The 16,728-nt window shown below is 58.6% G+C and carries 14 protein-coding genes and 1 tRNA gene; 5 read left to right on the top strand and 10 right to left on the bottom strand.

Annotation, left to right across the window (positions count from 1 at the left end; all coding sequences use genetic code 11):
- Positions 1 to 3: 3 nt before the first annotated feature.
- The 3 genes from ETC27_RS01050 to ETC27_RS01065 form a co-directional block, all read right to left on the bottom strand.
- A complete protein-coding gene (locus ETC27_RS01050) occupies positions 4 to 645 on the bottom strand; it encodes an NUDIX domain-containing protein (protein ID WP_136253137.1) in 642 nt (213 codons plus the stop codon).
- An 87-nt stretch (positions 646 to 732) separates the two neighbouring features.
- Entirely contained in the window at positions 733 to 2,700 is a 1,968-nt protein-coding gene (locus ETC27_RS01055) for a metallophosphoesterase family protein (protein ID WP_439331779.1), read from the bottom strand.
- A 188-nt stretch (positions 2,701 to 2,888) separates the two neighbouring features.
- Positions 2,889 to 3,611 (bottom strand): tetratricopeptide repeat protein, encoded by a 723-nt coding sequence (locus tag ETC27_RS01065; protein ID WP_136253140.1) that lies wholly within the window; start codon positions 3,609 to 3,611, stop codon positions 2,889 to 2,891.
- Positions 3,612 to 3,781: 170 nt separating this feature from the next.
- Between ETC27_RS01065 and greB the strand changes: the two genes are divergently transcribed.
- A complete protein-coding gene (gene greB, locus ETC27_RS01070) occupies positions 3,782 to 4,324 on the top strand; it encodes a transcription elongation factor GreB (RefSeq protein WP_136253141.1) in 543 nt (180 codons plus the stop codon).
- A 98-nt stretch (positions 4,325 to 4,422) separates the two neighbouring features.
- Here the strand turns inward: greB and ETC27_RS01075 are convergent, their stop codons facing one another.
- The 3 genes from ETC27_RS01075 to ETC27_RS01085 are packed head-to-tail and all read right to left on the bottom strand — an operon-like array spanning position 4,423 to position 7,061.
- A complete protein-coding gene (locus ETC27_RS01075; RefSeq protein ID WP_205742658.1) occupies positions 4,423 to 5,136 on the bottom strand; it encodes an SIMPL domain-containing protein in 714 nt (237 codons plus the stop codon).
- A 41-nt stretch (positions 5,137 to 5,177) separates the two neighbouring features.
- A complete protein-coding gene (locus ETC27_RS01080) occupies positions 5,178 to 6,206 on the bottom strand; it encodes a methyltransferase (protein ID WP_136253142.1) in 1,029 nt (342 codons plus the stop codon).
- A 3-nt stretch (positions 6,207 to 6,209) separates the two neighbouring features.
- On the bottom strand, positions 6,210 to 7,061 hold the full coding sequence (locus ETC27_RS01085) for a methyltransferase domain-containing protein (RefSeq protein WP_136253143.1): 852 nt from the start codon (positions 7,059 to 7,061) through the stop codon (positions 6,210 to 6,212).
- A 226-nt stretch (positions 7,062 to 7,287) separates the two neighbouring features.
- Between ETC27_RS01085 and ETC27_RS01090 the strand changes: the two genes are divergently transcribed.
- From ETC27_RS01090 to ETC27_RS01100, 3 genes are all read left to right on the top strand, one after another.
- Positions 7,288 to 9,366 (top strand): putative bifunctional diguanylate cyclase/phosphodiesterase, encoded by a 2,079-nt coding sequence (locus tag ETC27_RS01090; RefSeq protein ID WP_136253144.1) that lies wholly within the window; start codon positions 7,288 to 7,290, stop codon positions 9,364 to 9,366.
- A 57-nt stretch (positions 9,367 to 9,423) separates the two neighbouring features.
- Positions 9,424 to 9,500: transfer RNA gene (locus ETC27_RS01095), tRNA-Arg, on the top strand.
- Positions 9,501 to 9,581: 81 nt separating this feature from the next.
- Positions 9,582 to 9,800 (top strand): hypothetical protein, encoded by a 219-nt coding sequence (locus ETC27_RS01100; RefSeq protein WP_136253145.1) that lies wholly within the window; start codon positions 9,582 to 9,584, stop codon positions 9,798 to 9,800.
- Here ETC27_RS01100 and ETC27_RS01105 read toward each other — a convergent pair.
- The gene (locus ETC27_RS01105) at positions 9,792 to 11,753 is read right to left on the bottom strand and encodes a sensor domain-containing diguanylate cyclase (RefSeq protein ID WP_136253146.1); all 1,962 of its coding nucleotides are present in this window, start codon (positions 11,751 to 11,753) and stop codon (positions 9,792 to 9,794) included. The two genes, ETC27_RS01100 and ETC27_RS01105, sit on opposite strands and share 9 nt — an antisense overlap.
- Positions 11,754 to 12,280: 527 nt before the next feature.
- Here ETC27_RS01105 and ETC27_RS01110 point away from each other — a divergent pair.
- Positions 12,281 to 12,508, top strand: coding sequence for a hypothetical protein (locus ETC27_RS01110; RefSeq protein ID WP_136253147.1), 228 nt, complete (start codon positions 12,281 to 12,283; stop codon positions 12,506 to 12,508).
- Between the two features lie 162 nt (positions 12,509 to 12,670).
- On the opposite strand, the gene ETC27_RS01115 is transcribed toward ETC27_RS01110, so the two are convergent.
- The 3 genes from ETC27_RS01115 to ETC27_RS01125 form a co-directional block, all read right to left on the bottom strand.
- Positions 12,671 to 13,702 (bottom strand): hypothetical protein, encoded by a 1,032-nt coding sequence (locus tag ETC27_RS01115; protein ID WP_136253148.1) that lies wholly within the window; start codon positions 13,700 to 13,702, stop codon positions 12,671 to 12,673.
- A gap of 94 nt (positions 13,703 to 13,796) precedes the next feature.
- Positions 13,797 to 14,903 carry a porin gene (locus tag ETC27_RS01120; RefSeq protein WP_136253149.1) on the bottom strand — a complete coding sequence of 369 codons (1,107 nt, stop codon included), beginning with the start codon at positions 14,901 to 14,903 and terminating at the stop codon, positions 13,797 to 13,799.
- Between the two features lie 388 nt (positions 14,904 to 15,291).
- Complete coding sequence (locus tag ETC27_RS01125; RefSeq protein WP_240724748.1) at positions 15,292 to 16,431, bottom strand: ProQ/FINO family protein; 1,140 nt, start codon at positions 16,429 to 16,431, stop codon at positions 15,292 to 15,294.
- Between the last annotated feature and the right edge of the window lie 297 nt (positions 16,432 to 16,728).

A 16,728-nucleotide genomic window follows, 5' to 3' on the forward strand; every position in this document is an offset into this window, starting at 1 on the left:
GGGTTACCTCCGTGCGCGCAGTGAGGCCCGCTCGCGCGCCAACCAGTGGAAGGCGATCAGGCACATGGCATTGTCGAGTCGACCGGCGTCGAGCAACTCCCAAGCCTTCAGATACGGTAGCACATGAACCTGAATGTCTTCGTGTTCCTCATCGAGCCCATGCACCCCGCCGAGCGGAGCACTGTCGACCAGGCCACAGAACAGGGTGACCCGCTCATTGCAGGCGCCGGGGCTCGGGTAATAGCGGTGCAGCTCGATCAGCTCATCGATCGGACAGTTGGCCTCTTCGATGGCTTCACGTCTGGCCACCTCGGCTGGCGACTCGCCCGGCTTGATCAGCCCAGCCACTGGCTCCAGCTTCCAGGGGCTGACGGCATCGCCCAGGGCACCGGCGCGGATCTGTTCGACAAGCACCACGGTGTCGCGCTCGACGTCATAGAGCAACACGCCCACGGCATCGAAGCGAACATGCACTTCGCGTGCAATCTCGGGGCTCCATCCTCCCTCGAAGCGACGGTGGCGCAGATGTCGACGCTCGAGACGAAAGAAGCCCTGCTGCAGACACTCATCTTCCAGACGCTCGACATCAGCCTGACCGAAGCGCGGCTTAGCAAGATCGGGAGTCGGGTCGTGATGCTTGCCCATCGGGCCTCCGGGTCACAATCAAAAAAGAGTCATTATCCCGGCCCGAACGCCCCCTGCCAACCTTGGACATGAGGTCCCTACCATGCGTCAGCGCTCGTCGCGGGGCGGGAAACGCACGTCAAAGCCACGGGCGTCGAGTTGGCGCACCTCTTGGGGTCGGCCTTGCTCATCCAGACGCACCAGGCCGATACCGGCGCCATTCCAAAGCCGCTCACCGGCCTTGGCCCGATCCGGGTCGCGCGGGCGAATCCGCAAATCCCGGCGTTTGGTGAGCCAATTGAGCGGCGAGCGCGGCGCATAGAGCCAACGGTTCAGCCGGTCGAACCAGTCGAGCAAGGTATCGGGGAAGGTGTTCTTCAAACCGCTCGAGGTGATCTGCCAAAGTGTTGGCCCCTGTTGGCGGTGGCGTACCTTGATGTCGTAGACAAAAGAATAATGCACGTCGCCGGAGAGGATCACGTAGTTACCCGGCGTACGAGAATGGCGAAAGATATTGAGCATCACACTGGCCGCCCCGCGATGGGCCATCCAGTTCTCGGCATCGACCAGCAACGGCTTGCCGGCCAGGGCGAAGAGCTTCTGTACGGCTTCAATCAGCTTGACGCCGAACATCGGGGCCGGCGACACGATCAACACCGAGGATTCGCCGAGTAGCTCCTGCTGGAACTCGCACAGAGCCTCCCAGTCCATCAGCCCGGATGGACGATGACGACGTACTTCGCTGCGCCAGCGCCGGGTACGGGTATCGAGCATCACAAGCTTGGGCGTACCCGGCACCACAACCTCCCAGCCCTCGAAACGCAAAAGGTCGGCGATCACCGTATCCTGGGCCTCGGCGTCAAGCCACCCGCTGCTCGCGCTCGCGTAGGGCTCCCCTTCTTCGCACAGCATCACCGCACCGTCCAGCAGGCCGGCCAGGTCCTCGACAGGCTCGGCGAGCCGATCCGGGTCGTTTCCCCAGCCCTGGCAGAGCAGGTAAGTCAGCAGCGCATTGCCGATGATTCGCCGCGAGAAAGGATGGCCGTAGGCGGTTTCTTCCCAGGCGGCGGTGAGGTTCCAGTCATCGGTCACGTCATGATCATCGAAAATCATCAGGGTCGGCACATTGGCCATCACCCGTGCCGCGGCCGGCAGGCCGGCCACAAAATCCTCGATCACCGCGGCTTCATCCTCGTACTGCTCGCGGTAGTTGGCAGCGAGGGATGGCATCGCCGGTGTAACCAGCCGCCAAGGCACCGGTGACCAGACCAAAAGGTACATGGCCAGCATTTCGGCGAAGGTAATCAAGTGATTGTGTGCATTTGCGGTGGTGAAGACCGGCTTGCGCACCCCGCCGAAGAAGCGTTCGCGTAGCGCCTCGGAGGTGTAAACATCGGGCAACAGCGTTTCCCGGGCATAGTAGCTCTTGGCCGAGGCATAAAGCTCAGGGCTATCTTTCACGTCGGCGCCCTCGAGCGCCTCATCAACCAGTCCAAGACGTGCGATCAGTGCATGAATGGCGGCAAGCATCGGCCCGGCGACGTCGTCAGCATAGATCTGATCACCGGTCATCAACAGCCAGGCCGGCCGCTCACTGGCTTCTGTGACGCGCTCGCTAAGCCACTCATCGGCACGCACCAAGCCATCGCCGCCGGGATGATGCGGTTTACGGCAGGAGCCGTGCAGCAACTGGCCGATACGCGAGGCGATCACGAAACCCGGCAGTGCGGCATCCTCATAACACAGATGGGGCGCCCATTCGGCGATGCTGCGCTCGCCGGCAGGTGCGTCGCGGATCACCAGGTCATAATCGATGCGTACATCTTCGGGGAGCGGCGTCTCCAGCGTGACGTCGATCAGGTGGACGACCGCATGGCGCCCAACCGGCAGGCAGCGACACTGCGATTCATTCAGAGTCCGGTGCCAACGTTCGCTACCATCCGCGGGCGTCAGCACAAGCTCAAGGGACAGTTCGCGAGTGCCCACCAGCCACAGCACCAGCCGCTCAGTACCCGAGCGGCGCAACAGCGGGCCCGCGAGCACATCGGGCAGAGAGGTAACGTCATCAGTCGGCATCATGGGCACCAAGCGTATCGCAGCCACTGGCACCGCGTCTTGCATGCATTGGCGTCTGCACCTTCTTGCCTACTTTCTTGCCTAGCTTCTTGCCTAGTTCTGCCCCATTCAATAGCGCCCTGCCGGAAGGTTTCGCTACACAGTCGACACTATTGCGATCACCGGCGTTTGAGCGCTTGTGGCGTTCATCATCCGAGTTTGGCGAGCCGGCGGATGGCCTCTTCACGCAAGGCCTCGTCGGTCGCCACGCGAGCTGACCGCGACTGGCCGTCGATGGCGCGTTTAAGATGCGCCCGAGCTTCATCCAGTCGCCCCTCTTCCTCAAGGAAGGCGGCAAAGTAGAAATGCACGTCGATACCCGTGGGGCGAATTTCCAGCGCCCGCTCGAACATGCGCTCGGCCGTCGCTTCATCGCCAAAGGCCAGCGGCCAGCCCGGCGCCCGGTCGTACAATGCTCCCAGGGTCACATAGGCCGAGCCCCGAAGCCCTGCGGGGTCGAGTTCCACGGCGCGCTCCAGCACCTCTCTGGCTTCCTTGGCGAGCCCCAGCGCACTGACGCCGCCTTTGGCACGTGCTTCGGAAGCGAAGATGATGCCCTGCCATACCAGAACGTCCGGCTGGCTGGGGTAGCGCTCCCCAAGGCCGCGAGCCTCGGCAGCTAGCGCCTCGAGGGCTTCTGCCTGCTCATCCTCTGAGAGGGTGGTGCTAATACGCTCAAACCGCGCGATAAGCGCGTTCAACTGCGACCGCCAGGGAGCGGTGGATGTCTGCGAATCGCCCTGAACACTCGTGTTTGACGCCTTGAGAGACGCCGACTGACTCTGGACCGCATCATCGGCCTGAGCGAGTCCCGACGTCACCAGGCAGCCCCCGAGGGCTAAGGCAGCAAGAAAAGTGATAGGTAGTGACATGGCAAACGTCCTCTATGACAGGATAGGTGTGATGATCATCACACTCTAACGAACGTTTGATTGCTTGCCTGCGCGACTTGTGTCGTAGACCTTGCCAAGCACAGCCAGGGCTTGGCGCACCGACACGGCTTGCGTAAGGTGCCCAGCAACACTGCCAAGAGGGCCATGCCATGAAAGGTCGTAACATGACACGCTGGCGAGATCCCGCTAAGGATCCGCGTCAGGAGCCCAAGAGCCGTCTGATCACCGCCGAGGGCCATGCCCGGCTCAAGGGCATACTCGATCACCTGTCACGGGTAAAGCGCCCTGAACTTTCGACCAAGGTTGGCGAGGCAGCGGCGCTCGGCGATCGCAGCGAGAACGCCGACTATACCTACAACAAGAAAGAGCTGAACCGTGTCATCGCGCGCATTCGCTACCTGACCAATCGGCTGGACGAATTGCAGGTGGTGGATCGCTTGCCGGCAGACACCAGCAAGGTCTATTTCGGGGCCTTCGTCACCCTGGAGGACGAGAATGGTGATGAACTCGAGATCCGCATCGTCGGCCACGACGAAACCCGCAGTGACCAGCATTGGATCAGCGTCGATGCGCCCCTGGCCAAGGCCCTGCTCGGCAAGGCACTGGACGAAGAAGCGACGGTAGCCGCCCCCGCTGGCCAGACCACCTATGTGATCACCGCGATTCAGTACCGCACGCCCAAGTCGAGCTAGGGCCCCAGCGAGACGATGTTCTCTACCACCGACATGAGGCGCTCCTTGAAGCGTTCAAACTTGCTTTGCGGGTCGTATTAACGACTTGATCGGATGCGTCAGTCGTCCAAGGCGTAATCGATCGTCGTGACCACCCGGACCCGCTTGATATCCGGGGTATAGCTGTCCAGGTCGTTGATGGAGAAATATCCCTGGCTTGCACTTCGAATATGCCCCACGGCGCTGCCAGCATCGTTGGCGAACTGCTCGGCGGCACGACGTGCATCCTGGGTAGCATCGGCGATCATCTCGGGCTTGATGGCTTCAAGTCCGGTGAACAGAAATTCGATGCGGTACTCATAGTTGGGTGACAACAACACGCCGTTGCCTACCAGAGTGCCGGTCTTGGGCATGGCAGCCTTGACCCTCGCTACCTTGGGCGTGCGCAGCAGCACGGTGGCCTCGCCGCGATAGCGCTCCTCGGGAGGCGGCTGACCGTAGCTCTCGGCCTGCAGGTCGCGGACGTTGGGCGGCGTGACACTGATGTTGCCGGCATCAAAGCCTTGGGCGATCAGAAAGTCGCGGATGCGCTCCTCAGAGGCCGCCATTTCCGCTTGCAAGGGCCCCAACCGATCACCCGTTACACTGAAGTGCAGTGGCCACAAGGCGAGATCGGCGGGCACCTCCCGCTCGGCCAGCCCCTTGACCGTCACTACGCGATCAGCCTGTTTCCACACCTGAGCGGCGGCGCGAATATAACTGCCACCCCACACCAGCCCCAGCATCAACAGGCCGCCTAGAATCAGGGCCCCCATGATCCGACCCATAGTCATGACGAGCACTCCTTGCACGATAAACAGATCGCCTAAGCATGCTACCCGTTGGCTTTTTTCGCCAGATAAACCCGAAACCGTCGGTCATCGGCGAGGATCTTGAAGTTGCCGAAAGCGGCCTCGAGCAGGTCGGGATAGGGCAGGAAGGCATTAGCCACCAGCACCAGCTTACCGCCAGGAGCCAGATGGGCGGGTGCCTCACGAATCAAGCGGGCGGCTGGGCCGTAGTCGATCGCTCGCTCCTGATGGAAAGGCGGATTGCTGACGATGGTGTCGAAGCGGCGCCCTTCGAGCCGAGAATAGACATCGCTTTCCAGGACCTCACCTTGCAAGTGATTGGCCGCTAGGGTGCGACGGGTCGCTTCTACCGCGAAGGCATTGACATCCACCGCCGTTACCGAGGCACCGCGGCGGGCCAGCCAGGCTGAGAGAATGCCGTCGCCGCAGCCCACATCGAGTACGGAAGCGCCAGTCTGGCCCTCGCTCTTGGCGCCGGCATCAAGATCAGGCAATGCCTCCGACAGCGTCTCGAGCAGCAGCCGAGTCCCATCATCAAGCTTGCCGTGACCAAATACGCCGGGGTGGCTCTTGAGCGTCAAGCCTTCTGCGTCGAACTGCGTCCAGGCAAGATCGGGATCGAGATTCACGGGCTCGAGGCAGGTCTCGAACAGAGTGCAACGACGGGCACTATCTCGCTGGCGACAGCCAAGCCCCAGCGCCGCCAATACCTTGAGGACACGCTTGATACCGCCCTTGTTCTCCCCCACTACCTGTAGCGGTGTGCCGGCAGGAAGCGCCTGGCAGAGTCTGAGCAACCACCACTCCCCCAGGGCATGGGCTTTAGGCCAGAACAAGACCGCACCCGCCGGTGCTGGCAGCGTTGTTTCCAAGGCCGAGAAAGCCACCTTGCCCTGTGTTTTCCAAGTTTCTACGACGCCGTGATCGGCAGACAGCAATCGCCCGTCGCCCTTCGTGAGCCACGTATCCTCAGGTGGTGCCACCCAAAGCCAGTCACGGTAGTCCATGGATTGGCGTTCCAACAGCTGGCACGTGGGCGTCTCGGCAGACATCAGTCAGGCTCCGGTGGGCGATGAAGAAAAAGAGGAAGACACCTCGGCGGTATCGACCGGCCGCGTCAGGGTGTAAAGCAGGTAGCGCCCCAGGCGCCAGTGAGGCTCGACATCGCAGTAGCGTCGCTCAAGCTCCACCAGCTTGTCGAGCGCCCCAGGCTCGAGCTCGCGCGCCTTGAGATAATCATGGAAGACACGTACGCCAGCGCAGGCCTTGAGAGTCAGCCCTGCTTCACTGGCCCAGGTCTCAATCTGGCCATGCGTCAGCGGCGAGATGGGCGTTAGCCGCTGACGCTGGCCGGTGCCCGCGAGCCGGTCATCAAGCACTTTGTCAAAATTGCCTTTGACCATATTAGACAGACGCAGGGCATCACGGTTGAAAACCATCAGCGACAGTTGGCCGCCGGGCGCCAACGCATCCGCCATCCGCATCAGCGCACTTCGCGGATCGGCCAGCCACTCAAGCACCGCGTGGCAGACAATTAGCGGCCAGGGCCCCGGCGCCTGCTCCGCCAGATCCTGCAACGGGGCCTGAACCACCTTCACATCATGGGCAGCAAGCATTTCTCGCCCCCGAGCCAGCATCTCGCCCGAGGGCTCGAGCAGCGTCACCGGATGCCCCCGTTCAGCGAACCAGCGCGCCATCTGGCCGAGTCCTCCTCCCACATCCAGCATGGGCTGGCCAGACAGAGCAAGAAGCCTAGGCAACAGATGATCCAGAACGGCTAGGCGGATATCGCCTCGCACACTGCCATAGAGCCCCGCAGCAAACTTGTTGGCCAAACCATCAAATTGGCGATCACCATGCCCGGACAGATACGCCGCCGGAAGGTGAGAGGGGTAGCTTGCAGCCATATCGATTCCTGGCAGAGGAAAAGGCGCATATTCTAGACGAAAACGACAATGAGCTCATCGTATTAAGTGACACACATAGCCGACTTGACGGCGATACACTATAATTAGAAGACTAATGCAAAATAATGAAAATTCTAATAATTTGATTAGCCAGAAACCATTAATGGCCGTCTATGTTCACGAGAGAATAGACGCTCGATAATGTGTTCACGCCGGGAAACCACCATTGACTCACCTTGCCACCCTGCCCGACCAACTAACCAAACTGCTTGATACTCCCGGCCAGGCAATTTCAGTGGCCGACGCCGATATTCAAGACACTCCTCTGATTTACGTCAACGAGGCCTTCGAGACGCTCACCGGGTATCGCCGTGAAGACGTCATTGGTCGTTCCTGCCGTTTTCTTCAAAACGAGGACACCGACCCATCGGCCATTCAGCAACTGCGCACGGCCATTCGACAGAGCACGCCAATCACCCTGACGCTGAAAAACCGGCGCAGGGATGGTACCGATTTCTGGAATGAATTGAGCCTTTCGACACTCTATGGCGACTCGGGACGACGCTACCTGGTCGGGCTACAGCGAGATGTCTCCGAACGCGAGCGAGCCTGGCAACAAATGAAGTTGAACCAGGCCGTATTCCACAATACGCATGACGGCATTCTGGTCACCGATGCCCAGAAACGGATCGTTGATACCAACCCGGCGTTCACCCGACTGACCGGCTATTCGCGCGAAGAAGTGTTGGGCAAAAAGCCCAACCTGCTGTCTTCCGGCAAGCATGACTCAGGGTTCTACCAGAGCATGTTCGCTGCGGTCGAGGCACGCGGCTTCTGGACCGGCGATATATGGAATACGCGTAAAGACGGTAGTCAACTGATCGAAAACACGACCATCTCGGCCATCCGCGACGAGAATGGCGTGATCATCCACTATATCGGTGTATTCCGCGACATAACGCAGCGCCGTATGAATCAGGCGCGGCTTGAACGCATGGCCAGTTACGACATGCTGACCGGTCTTTTCAATCGCAGTCACTTCAACGTCCTGCTCGAGCGTCAGTTAGAGAGTTTAGAGTTTACGCAAAGCGGGATTGCCGTTCTGTTTCTGGACCTAGATGACTTCAAGCCGATTAACGACAGTTTCGGCCATTCCACAGGCGACGAATTGCTGGTCGAGATTAGCCGACGACTCAAAAGGCTCATGCGTGCCAATGACCTGACGGCTCGATTCGGTGGCGATGAATTCGTGATCGCGCTGAGCGGCCTCGGCACGGTCGACAAGGCAGCCAAGGTCGCACAGAAGGTGCTCGATGACATCATCCAGCCCTACGCCCTCGACAACGGTGAAAAGGTCACGGTATCGGCCTCGATCGGCATCGCCTTTACAACCACACACGAGACCGGTAGCTCCGCCCTGCTGGACGCCGCCGATGCCGCCATGTACGACGCCAAGCAGAAAGGCAAGAATCGCATTGCCGTAGCGGATACGCAGCTGACCGAGTCAATGGCCGATGATGCCTATGTGGGTATCAAGGCGGCCTTTGAGCGAGGCGAGCTCGAACTGTATTTCCAACCTATCCTGTCCATGGCGAGCGGTGAAATCGTCAGTCTTGAAGCGCTGGTTCGTTGGCGGCATCCCGACAAGGGTGTTCTGGGCCCCCACCATTTCATCGATACCCTTCTGCATTCTTCGCTGAGCCTGCCTTATGGGCGCTGGCTGATCGATCAAGCCGGTCAGGTGGCAAACCGACTGCGTCAACTGGGTTATGATGTCATGGTCAACGTCAACCTGAGCCAAGACCAGATCGAGACGGGCGCCTTCATCGAAGCACTATCTGCCACACGTCACCGCTATGATCTCAATACCCCCTTTCTGGTCGCCGAAGTGCTCGAGTCCACGCACTTCCATGACCTGGACTTGGCGTGCAGCCTCCTCAGCGAAGCCCGACAGCTGGGCGCACTCATCGCTCTGGATGACTTCGGCTCTGGCATTTCCTCAATTACCTACGCAAGCCAACTTCCTCTGAACACGATCAAGATCGACCGCAGCGCGATCATGCATGTAGATGTTCGAAAGGATCAGCGTCTGTTTATCCGCGGCATCACCGCCATGGGACATGCCATGCAGCGCCAGGTGCTCGCCGAGGGCATCGAGACCGAAGAACAACTGAATAGCGTAAAGGCGCTGGGATGCGATATGGCGCAGGGCTATTGGATCGACAAGCCGATGCCCTACGACCAGCTGCATCAACGCTACGTGGCACCCTCGGCCTCGCCCCGCTATCCATTGAGACGGGTGTAAACAGCAAGATACGGGTTTATCTGGCGCCATCAGATGCTTATAATGCACCCCTCCCGCGCCCCCTTAGCTCAGCTGGATAGAGCAATCCCCTCCTAAGGGATAGGTCGAAGGTTCGAATCCTTCAGGGGGCGCCATACAGCCTCATGGTAGCCACATTCTCTGGACTCCCCGGACACCGCTCCGATGGAAAGAGAAGCAAAAATAAAGTGGATACCATGGAAAAAGCCCCGGCCATTTGGTCGGGGCTTTTTCTTGAGCATAACGCAGATTATGACATCTTCAGGCTGGCGAGCTACCCGCAAGACGGCAAAGGCCACCAAGCGGTGTTACGCCGCAAATACCACGCGCTCAATGCAGTGGTACACATTAAAATGCGTCAGCTAAACCGCCAGTGCTTTCAGCACTTCCCCGCCACGGGCGAGTCATCAGACTGACAAGGCACTTTCTATAATCCGGTTACGCCCCTGCCGTTTGGCCTGATAGCTGGCATCATCGGCGCGGCCCACGATATCGTCGATGGCCTTGTCAGACGAAAAGAAGCAGGCAGCTCCCAAGCTCAAGGTCACGCTATAGTCCTTGTTCTCAGCTGACACGCGCAGGTCCGACACCGTATCCAGCAACCGCTTCGATACGGTTCGCGCCTGCTCAAGCGTACAGCTTGGCATCAGCACCGCGAACTCATCGCCCCCTTGCCGGGCCACATAGTCATTCTTGCGTACCAGCGGCGTAATGGCCTCGGCAATGACGCGCAGCATCTCATCACCCAGAGCGTGCCCGCCTTCGTCATTGATGGGTTTGAAATGATCGAGATCAAACATCATCAAGACCGACTGCTGATGTCGCTGCTGCCACTCTAGAAAAGCCTCTTCAAGGCGGCGCTCGAAACCGCGACGATTGAGCAAGCCGGTCAGCGGGTCGTGCTCGGCCTCCCAGCGCTGCAAAGCATCTTGTTCACGACGCCGCGTAATATCCTTGACGGTACCCACATGCCCAAGCACCGCAGCTCCCTTGCGCACCTGGCCTGCATGTATCTCGAGCCAAAGTACATCCCCAGTCGTTAGCAAGTACCGGAACTGCCTTATAAAGTCACGCCCTCGATGTACAGCGTCGCGCCACAGATCGACAAAATCATCATGATCGTCGGGGTGAATATACAACATCCAATTAACGCTCTGCTGATCGTCACGCTGATGTCCCGTGAGCTCAGCAAGCGCCGGATTAACGTATTCCACCTGCCCCTTTGGTGATGCGACAAACATGCCTACCGGAGAAGAAGCCAACACCGCATCGAGAAAGGCCTGGCGCTCATTAAGGCTTGCGGTGGCCTCTTCGCGCTGACGCTGAAGACGATTGAAGGTGGTTGCCAACTGGCTCAACTCCCTCAACTTACTGGTTATGTCGACGCGTCGACGCTCACCGGCGGTCACCTGGCCTATCTGATATTCAAGACGATGCAGCGATGCTAACGCCAACTTCAACAGCCACCAGATTAGCGGCATCAACAACACGATGGTTACCAGACCTACCCACCACAGCTTGTTGACTAGGAGGCTTATCGGCGCCTGCACCTGATGGATCGGCTGAGTCACCTTGACGACCCATCCCGGGGTCCAGGCCTGAGCATAGGCATGCAACGCCCTCTCGCCATCGGCAAGTGCTCCTTCTCCAGCGCCATGCCAGCCGAGCAACGCGAGATCTAACAATATGTCGTCACTGCTATCGCGAAGCGTCTCCATGACCAAGCCATCGTCAGGATGAGAAATCACGACGCCAGAGGAACTGATCAGCGAGGCAAAGCCATCATGACCGATACGAATACTATTCAAACTATCGAAGAAACTGCTGGAATCTACACTGACAGCACCGAGCAACTGGCCAACAAAATCTCCCTCGTTATCAGTAAGAGGCACAGCGATGGAGATAATCGGCACTCCCAACCCTCGGCTAATGAGAGGTTCGCTGACGTGAGGTCTGCCCACGGCCCGGCCAAAGCGAAAATATTCACGATCACTGACGTCGACGCCCTGCAAGCTTTCCAAATGAGGATAACTTTCCACCACGCGGCCCTCGGAGGAGACCAGAGCCAGACGGTCAAACTTTGCCAACATTGACGGGGTGTCGATCAGCGACTGGCCAGGGGCGCTCGGCATCTGTGGAGCCACTTGCTCGGCAAGATACTCGAGCATAGTGACACGCTGATCGATGGACCGATCCACCTGGCGAGCAATCAGGCTGGCTTCATAATTCAAGTGACTGATATTGGCCTGGCGGATCAACTCACTACCCGTCAGATAAGTAAAAGCCAACGTCGAAACGACCAGCACACTCCAGCCGATGCCAATCCACAACATAAGACGGGAATGAAGCGTACCGAAGATCCGCAGCATACTCTTGGCAACCAATCACTCGTGAATATGACTGCCACTTTATCACGAAAGAAGTCGTGGAATACTACTTCTGCCACTACCCCTTTTTCTGATTCTACTACTCACTGCGAGCGACTTAGGCTGTGTCTGAAAAGTCGACGAGCGAAGGCCAGACAAGGCAAAAATTGGCGAAAGAGCGGAGTTTACGGGGTGTAAATGAGCATCTTGAGCCGATTTTTAACGCCGTATGGACGAGCGCAGTACTTTTCAGACATAGCCTAGCTGCGGGGGTCGCCCAATAGCCATCGCCCAAATAGCGCTAAGCGCAACTTGCTGTCAGCCACTTACGAGGATTCGGGAAGAAAACCCCGCGACACCGTTTTTCATCACAATATGTGTAAGGTCCCCGCCATTGCCGACACCAAGACTCAAGGCCCATGACAAGGCCTTGAACGTAGAGCCTCGCGATATCGGCACGGCAAGGCTCGATGATCCCAACCATCCTACAGCGATTGCAACGCAGGGGTGGCAACAACGTGAGGTGTAATATGAAGACGCTTGTAAACCTTAAGACCATGACCGCAGGCGTGCTGGCTTCTCTCTTGATGGCCGGTACGGCGCTGGCGATGGATTCTGTTGTCGTGGAAGAACGCATGGCGGAAATTAGCGAACAGACCAGCACATCAGACAAATCACGCGTCGAAGCCCTGGAGACCCAGGTAGAGGAACTGGAAGCATTGATCCGCATGATGCTGGAAGAAGGCAACGACAACTAAGGCACTCAGGCACCGCTCATGGCCTTATAAACAGGCCAACTTCTCCTCATAAAGAAGGGGCTGCCAAGACGGACAGCCCCTTCTCTACCCCGCATTGATCACCCTCTGATTCACTGCCGCAAGCGCGCATACCCTAAATGCGCCTGGGAGTCGGAGTGATCATTAGTCGAGCTGGCGGATCCGTAACTCATAATTATTGACACCGCTCATCGCGGAGCCAAATTTCTGACCGTTGACCCAGACACGATACTGCCCCGGTTCCAGATTCGCTTCGAGATCTACATCGCCATCGAAGCCTTCACCGGCATCGCGCGTTACGACGCGACCGGCATCATCCCGCACTTCAAGTTCGATCCGGTAGGTATCTTCATAGCCACTCGGATAGGTAGAGGTCGTGATGGCGACAGTTCCGGCCTCCTGTACCGCAAAGGAAAGCACTTCTCCCCGGGCGCGAATCTTCACATCGGTCACGATCTCCTGGAACGCCTGATCCTGACTCGCCGTCTGCGCGGCGTTTGTGGGCTCTGCCGGCTCGGCGGCGGGCTCAGGCGCTGAGGGGGCTGACGGATTCTCAGTGGCCGTTGCTGGCTCTGGCGCATTCGGCGTTTCTGCCGCTGAGGGCGCCGACAGGGCAGCCACGGTATCGTTGTTGCGGATGAAGGCACTGCGCTCACCTTCCGCGCTTTCTCTGACAAAGAGTCCCTCGCCATCACTCACGGCATTGGTGCGATTACCCTGGGTATCGATGCCCGCTACGGTGATGAAGTAGCTGTTACCCTGCTTGCCCTTTGAGCCATATTTCTGGCCCTCGACCCGCAACACATAGTCACCGGGTTCAAGGCGCTGACGCATGGCAAGGCCACCACTCTGGCCAAGGCCCTCACCACGGGCGATCACGGCACCCTCGTCATCGAGCAACGTCGCCTCGACGCGATAATCGTCGGACTGACCTCCAGGCACCCTGCTTTCAAGCAGATACTCGCCGGCTGAATCGACGCTGAAGGCATGCTCATGGGTGCCGTTATAATTGAAGTTTTGGCTGCGGGCATCGTTTTCCGACTTGAAGAAGCCGGTCAGATCCATGCCGCGCCCTTCCTCGCGAAAACGCTCTTCGGTGGTGCTAGCCAAGGCCGTGGCGCTGGCAATTGAGAGGCCTAGGGCAACGAGCGCCCCGGTGACAATAGGCTGTTTCATGGAACCTCACATCAAGACGAAAAAAGCCGGCCCAAGGGCCGGCTTTCGTTATATAAGCCTGAGGCTGCGGGGTCAAACCCCGCGCACGATAGGCTTAGAAGAGGTAGGTGATACCGGTGGCGAAACCATCACCTTGATCGTTGGTGCGATCAAGCATAGCCACTTCTGCCCAGGTGTACATAGCGCTGGAGATGTTGTAAGTGGCACCGACGATCACTTCGTTGTAGCTCTCGCCAGAATCGTTCGGGTAGTCGCCGCTGGCGGCTTCATCGATGGTGTCAGAGAAGTCGCTGCCACCCACATCGACGTACTGGTAGGCGCCGTAGACATCGCCCATGCCGTAGCCGTGACGAACCGATACGCCGTAGAAGTTGGTATCTTCTTTGAAGTTACCATTCGCGTTTTGCGGCTGGCCATCATCAGCGTCAGACTCGAAACGCTCGACTTTCAGAGCGAAACGCGTGGCGTTCATGGTGTACTGAGCGGTAATACCGTACTGGTCGCCAATGCTGTCGACATCACCATTGGGATCAACGTAGTTGACGTTATCCAGGTTGTCGTAGACGGCCGCGAGGGAGAAGGCACCCGCAGTGTACTTGGCGCCACCGAAGAAGGAGGCGTTGCTGTCACCTGAGTCAACACCGCTATCGGCGGAGTCATCATCACCCTTGTACTGGGTACCCAGAGCGAACTGCAGGCCACCGAAGGACGGTGAGGTGTAGGTCACCTTATCGGTCTGCTGGTCAGCGCCGGAACCGTGAGCACTAGTGGAGTCGGAAACATCGAAGTATTCGTTGTTGGTGACCGGGTCCTGGATCCAGTCGTCGATCAGCTGGTCGTAAGAGCCGAGACGAACATCACCGAAGGAGCCTTTCAGGCCTACATAGGCAGTGTCGCCAGCATCATCGTTATCGATGTCGGTGGCCATTTCGTCGGCTTTAATGTCGTCGAACTCAAGCTTCAGGTAACCGGTCAGATCGCTTGCGATCGCGTGCTCTGCGGCGAAGCCGAAGGTGGTGCCGTTATCGGCGATGGCATCCTGAGAATCGCCAGCAGCGTCATTAACGTTTTTGTAGGCAATCTGGATGTTGCCGTAGATGTCGAGCTTGGTGCCATCCTGGTTATAGACGGTAGCAGCGGAAGCGGAGGCGGAAACTACCATGGCACCGGCGATAGCAGTCGCTAGGAGTGTCTTTTTCATCGCGATAAGTCCTTTATGTGACTAATTATGTAACTAGCTTAAGGTTTCGATCGTACTTGCTGCTTGAAGCAGCCGGCCTTTCGGCTTTTCCCGCCAGGGCAGATTGCTCAGAGCCCAAACGTCTATCCGATTGTGGCCTTGTTATAATCCAATGCTCGCAGGCAAACCATATACCGGGATTTTGCGGAGTGCAACAAGAAAAAACACTGTTTTTAATCTCGATGCACTGCGTATATGGAACCCATCCTTCGCAAGCCTGTCGAAGTGCCGATCATTCAGCAGCCTGAGCATGGCACGCACGAATGACACCACTATGACGGCCAGCGGCATCACATGATCCATAGGGGAAGCGTCGACACCAAGCCTTTTGTATCAACGCTTTCTGGTGTCAGCGGGGGGAGTGCTTGGCGAGCAGCGCCCCGAGCTTGCGCTCCAGGCGATCAGCGGGGGCATCAGAGGCTGAAGCCTCTGAGGGTTCAGCCGCAGGCACCGTAGGCTGGGTATCATGGGCGTTATCATGCTCGGTGTCTTGGGCAGGCGCTCTGCCCCGCTCAGCACCCTTTGGCCGGCCGGTTTTCTTCGACGGCTTGCCAGCCGCTTGGCTGTTCTGACCATGACGCTGCCTGGACTCCCGCTTATCTCCCTTCACCTTATCAGCCGTCTTTTCAGCACCGCGCCTTGCGCCTGAGCGCTCGCTCTGCTGCTGGGCACGCAGCTCGTCGAGCTTCTTGCGTGCATAACGAGCCTCGCCTTCGGTAACCGGTCCAGCGGCTTCGCCATCAAGCCCGACCCGCTCGGCGAGCTCGCGTACCGCCTTCAAATAACGCGGCAAGTGGACATAACAGGCAAGCGCCCGGCGCACCAGCTTTTCGGGCCAGGGCTCACGGCTTAGCAAGTCTTCATGGATTCCGACCCGCAGAGGGCGAGTATGTCCCTTGAAGAAGGCATCGGGATAACGGCGATACCATTGATTCAGGAGCGCCTGGGGGGATGGTAGCTCACCTTCTGGAAGCGATGCCTGCGGTGCTGCTTGATTGGCATGCGGCTCAGGAAGCGACGCCCCCGATGGCTCGCCACCTGGAGTGCTTTCTGACGTGCTTTTCGACGGTGAATGCCCGCTGTCTGGCAATGAATCATCACCCGGCGTCTCACTCAAGCTTACCGCTGGCGCCTGCTGATTGCCTGGCCGAGCCCGGTGCGACAGCAACGCTTTAAGCCCCTGACTGCGCGGATGGGCATGGCCATCAGCGGTATGCGGTGCCCGCGCGAACTTTTCCTCAAGCTCACGGCACTTCTCTTCAAGCGCCTGGTGCTTGAGGGCAAGTTCATGGTGTTGCTGCTTAAGCTCATGGCTACGTCGCTCAAGCTCAAGGCTGTGCTGTTCAAGCTCGCGATTGCGGACTTCCAGCTGATGCTTCTGCGCTTGCAACGCCACGACCTGATCCCGCGCTCTGACTAACGCATCAAGATGCTCGTTGGCGCAGGCTTCAAGCGTCGCCAGCAAGGTCGCGGTCCGTTCATTATTCAAGGCATGCCCCTCCATGCGCGTCTCACAATAGTCGGCGAATCCAGATCAACTGGAGCAAGCCAACCACCACGAGTCTCTCAAACCGAGTGACTCAGGCCGGGTTGCTAGGCCAAGCCGCTCGGACTGATTCGTTTAGCCTGGGTCATCCAGGCCGGTTCGACCGAAGATTGACCGCTCGAATGCCTTTCGGACGAGGCCCGTCAATTTGAACGGCTCTCGGCAAGTGTGTGCCAACCCGGCATTCCTGACAAACCCTGGTCGGGCAACACCACCACTGGCCAACAACACCCGCCAGGC

It is taken from the genome of Onishia niordana, from assembly GCF_004798965.1.
In the GTDB taxonomy this organism is placed as follows: Bacteria; Pseudomonadota; Gammaproteobacteria; order Pseudomonadales; family Halomonadaceae; genus Onishia; species Onishia niordana.

Coding starts and splice junctions, on each gene's coding strand:
- greB (WP_136253141.1), top strand. CDS start 3,782: ATGAAAGGTCGTAACATGACACGCTGGCGAGATCCCGCTAAGGATCCG.
- ETC27_RS01115 (WP_136253148.1), bottom strand. CDS start 13,702: ATGAAACAGCCTATTGTCACCGGGGCGCTCGTTGCCCTAGGCCTCTCA.
- ETC27_RS01110 (WP_136253147.1), top strand. CDS start 12,281: ATGAAGACGCTTGTAAACCTTAAGACCATGACCGCAGGCGTGCTGGCT.
- ETC27_RS01085 (WP_136253143.1), bottom strand. CDS start 7,061: ATGGCTGCAAGCTACCCCTCTCACCTTCCGGCGGCGTATCTGTCCGGG.
- ETC27_RS01080 (WP_136253142.1), bottom strand. CDS start 6,206: ATGTCTGCCGAGACGCCCACGTGCCAGCTGTTGGAACGCCAATCCATG.
- ETC27_RS01050 (WP_136253137.1), bottom strand. CDS start 645: ATGGGCAAGCATCACGACCCGACTCCCGATCTTGCTAAGCCGCGCTTC.
- ETC27_RS01055 (WP_439331779.1), bottom strand. CDS start 2,700: ATGCCGACTGATGACGTTACCTCTCTGCCCGATGTGCTCGCGGGCCCG.
- ETC27_RS01120 (WP_136253149.1), bottom strand. CDS start 14,903: ATGAAAAAGACACTCCTAGCGACTGCTATCGCCGGTGCCATGGTAGTT.
- ETC27_RS01100 (WP_136253145.1), top strand. CDS start 9,582: ATGGAAAAAGCCCCGGCCATTTGGTCGGGGCTTTTTCTTGAGCATAAC.
- ETC27_RS01105 (WP_136253146.1), bottom strand. CDS start 11,753: ATGCTGCGGATCTTCGGTACGCTTCATTCCCGTCTTATGTTGTGGATT.
- ETC27_RS01065 (WP_136253140.1), bottom strand. CDS start 3,611: ATGTCACTACCTATCACTTTTCTTGCTGCCTTAGCCCTCGGGGGCTGC.
- ETC27_RS01075 (WP_205742658.1), bottom strand. CDS start 5,136: ATGACTATGGGTCGGATCATGGGGGCCCTGATTCTAGGCGGCCTGTTG.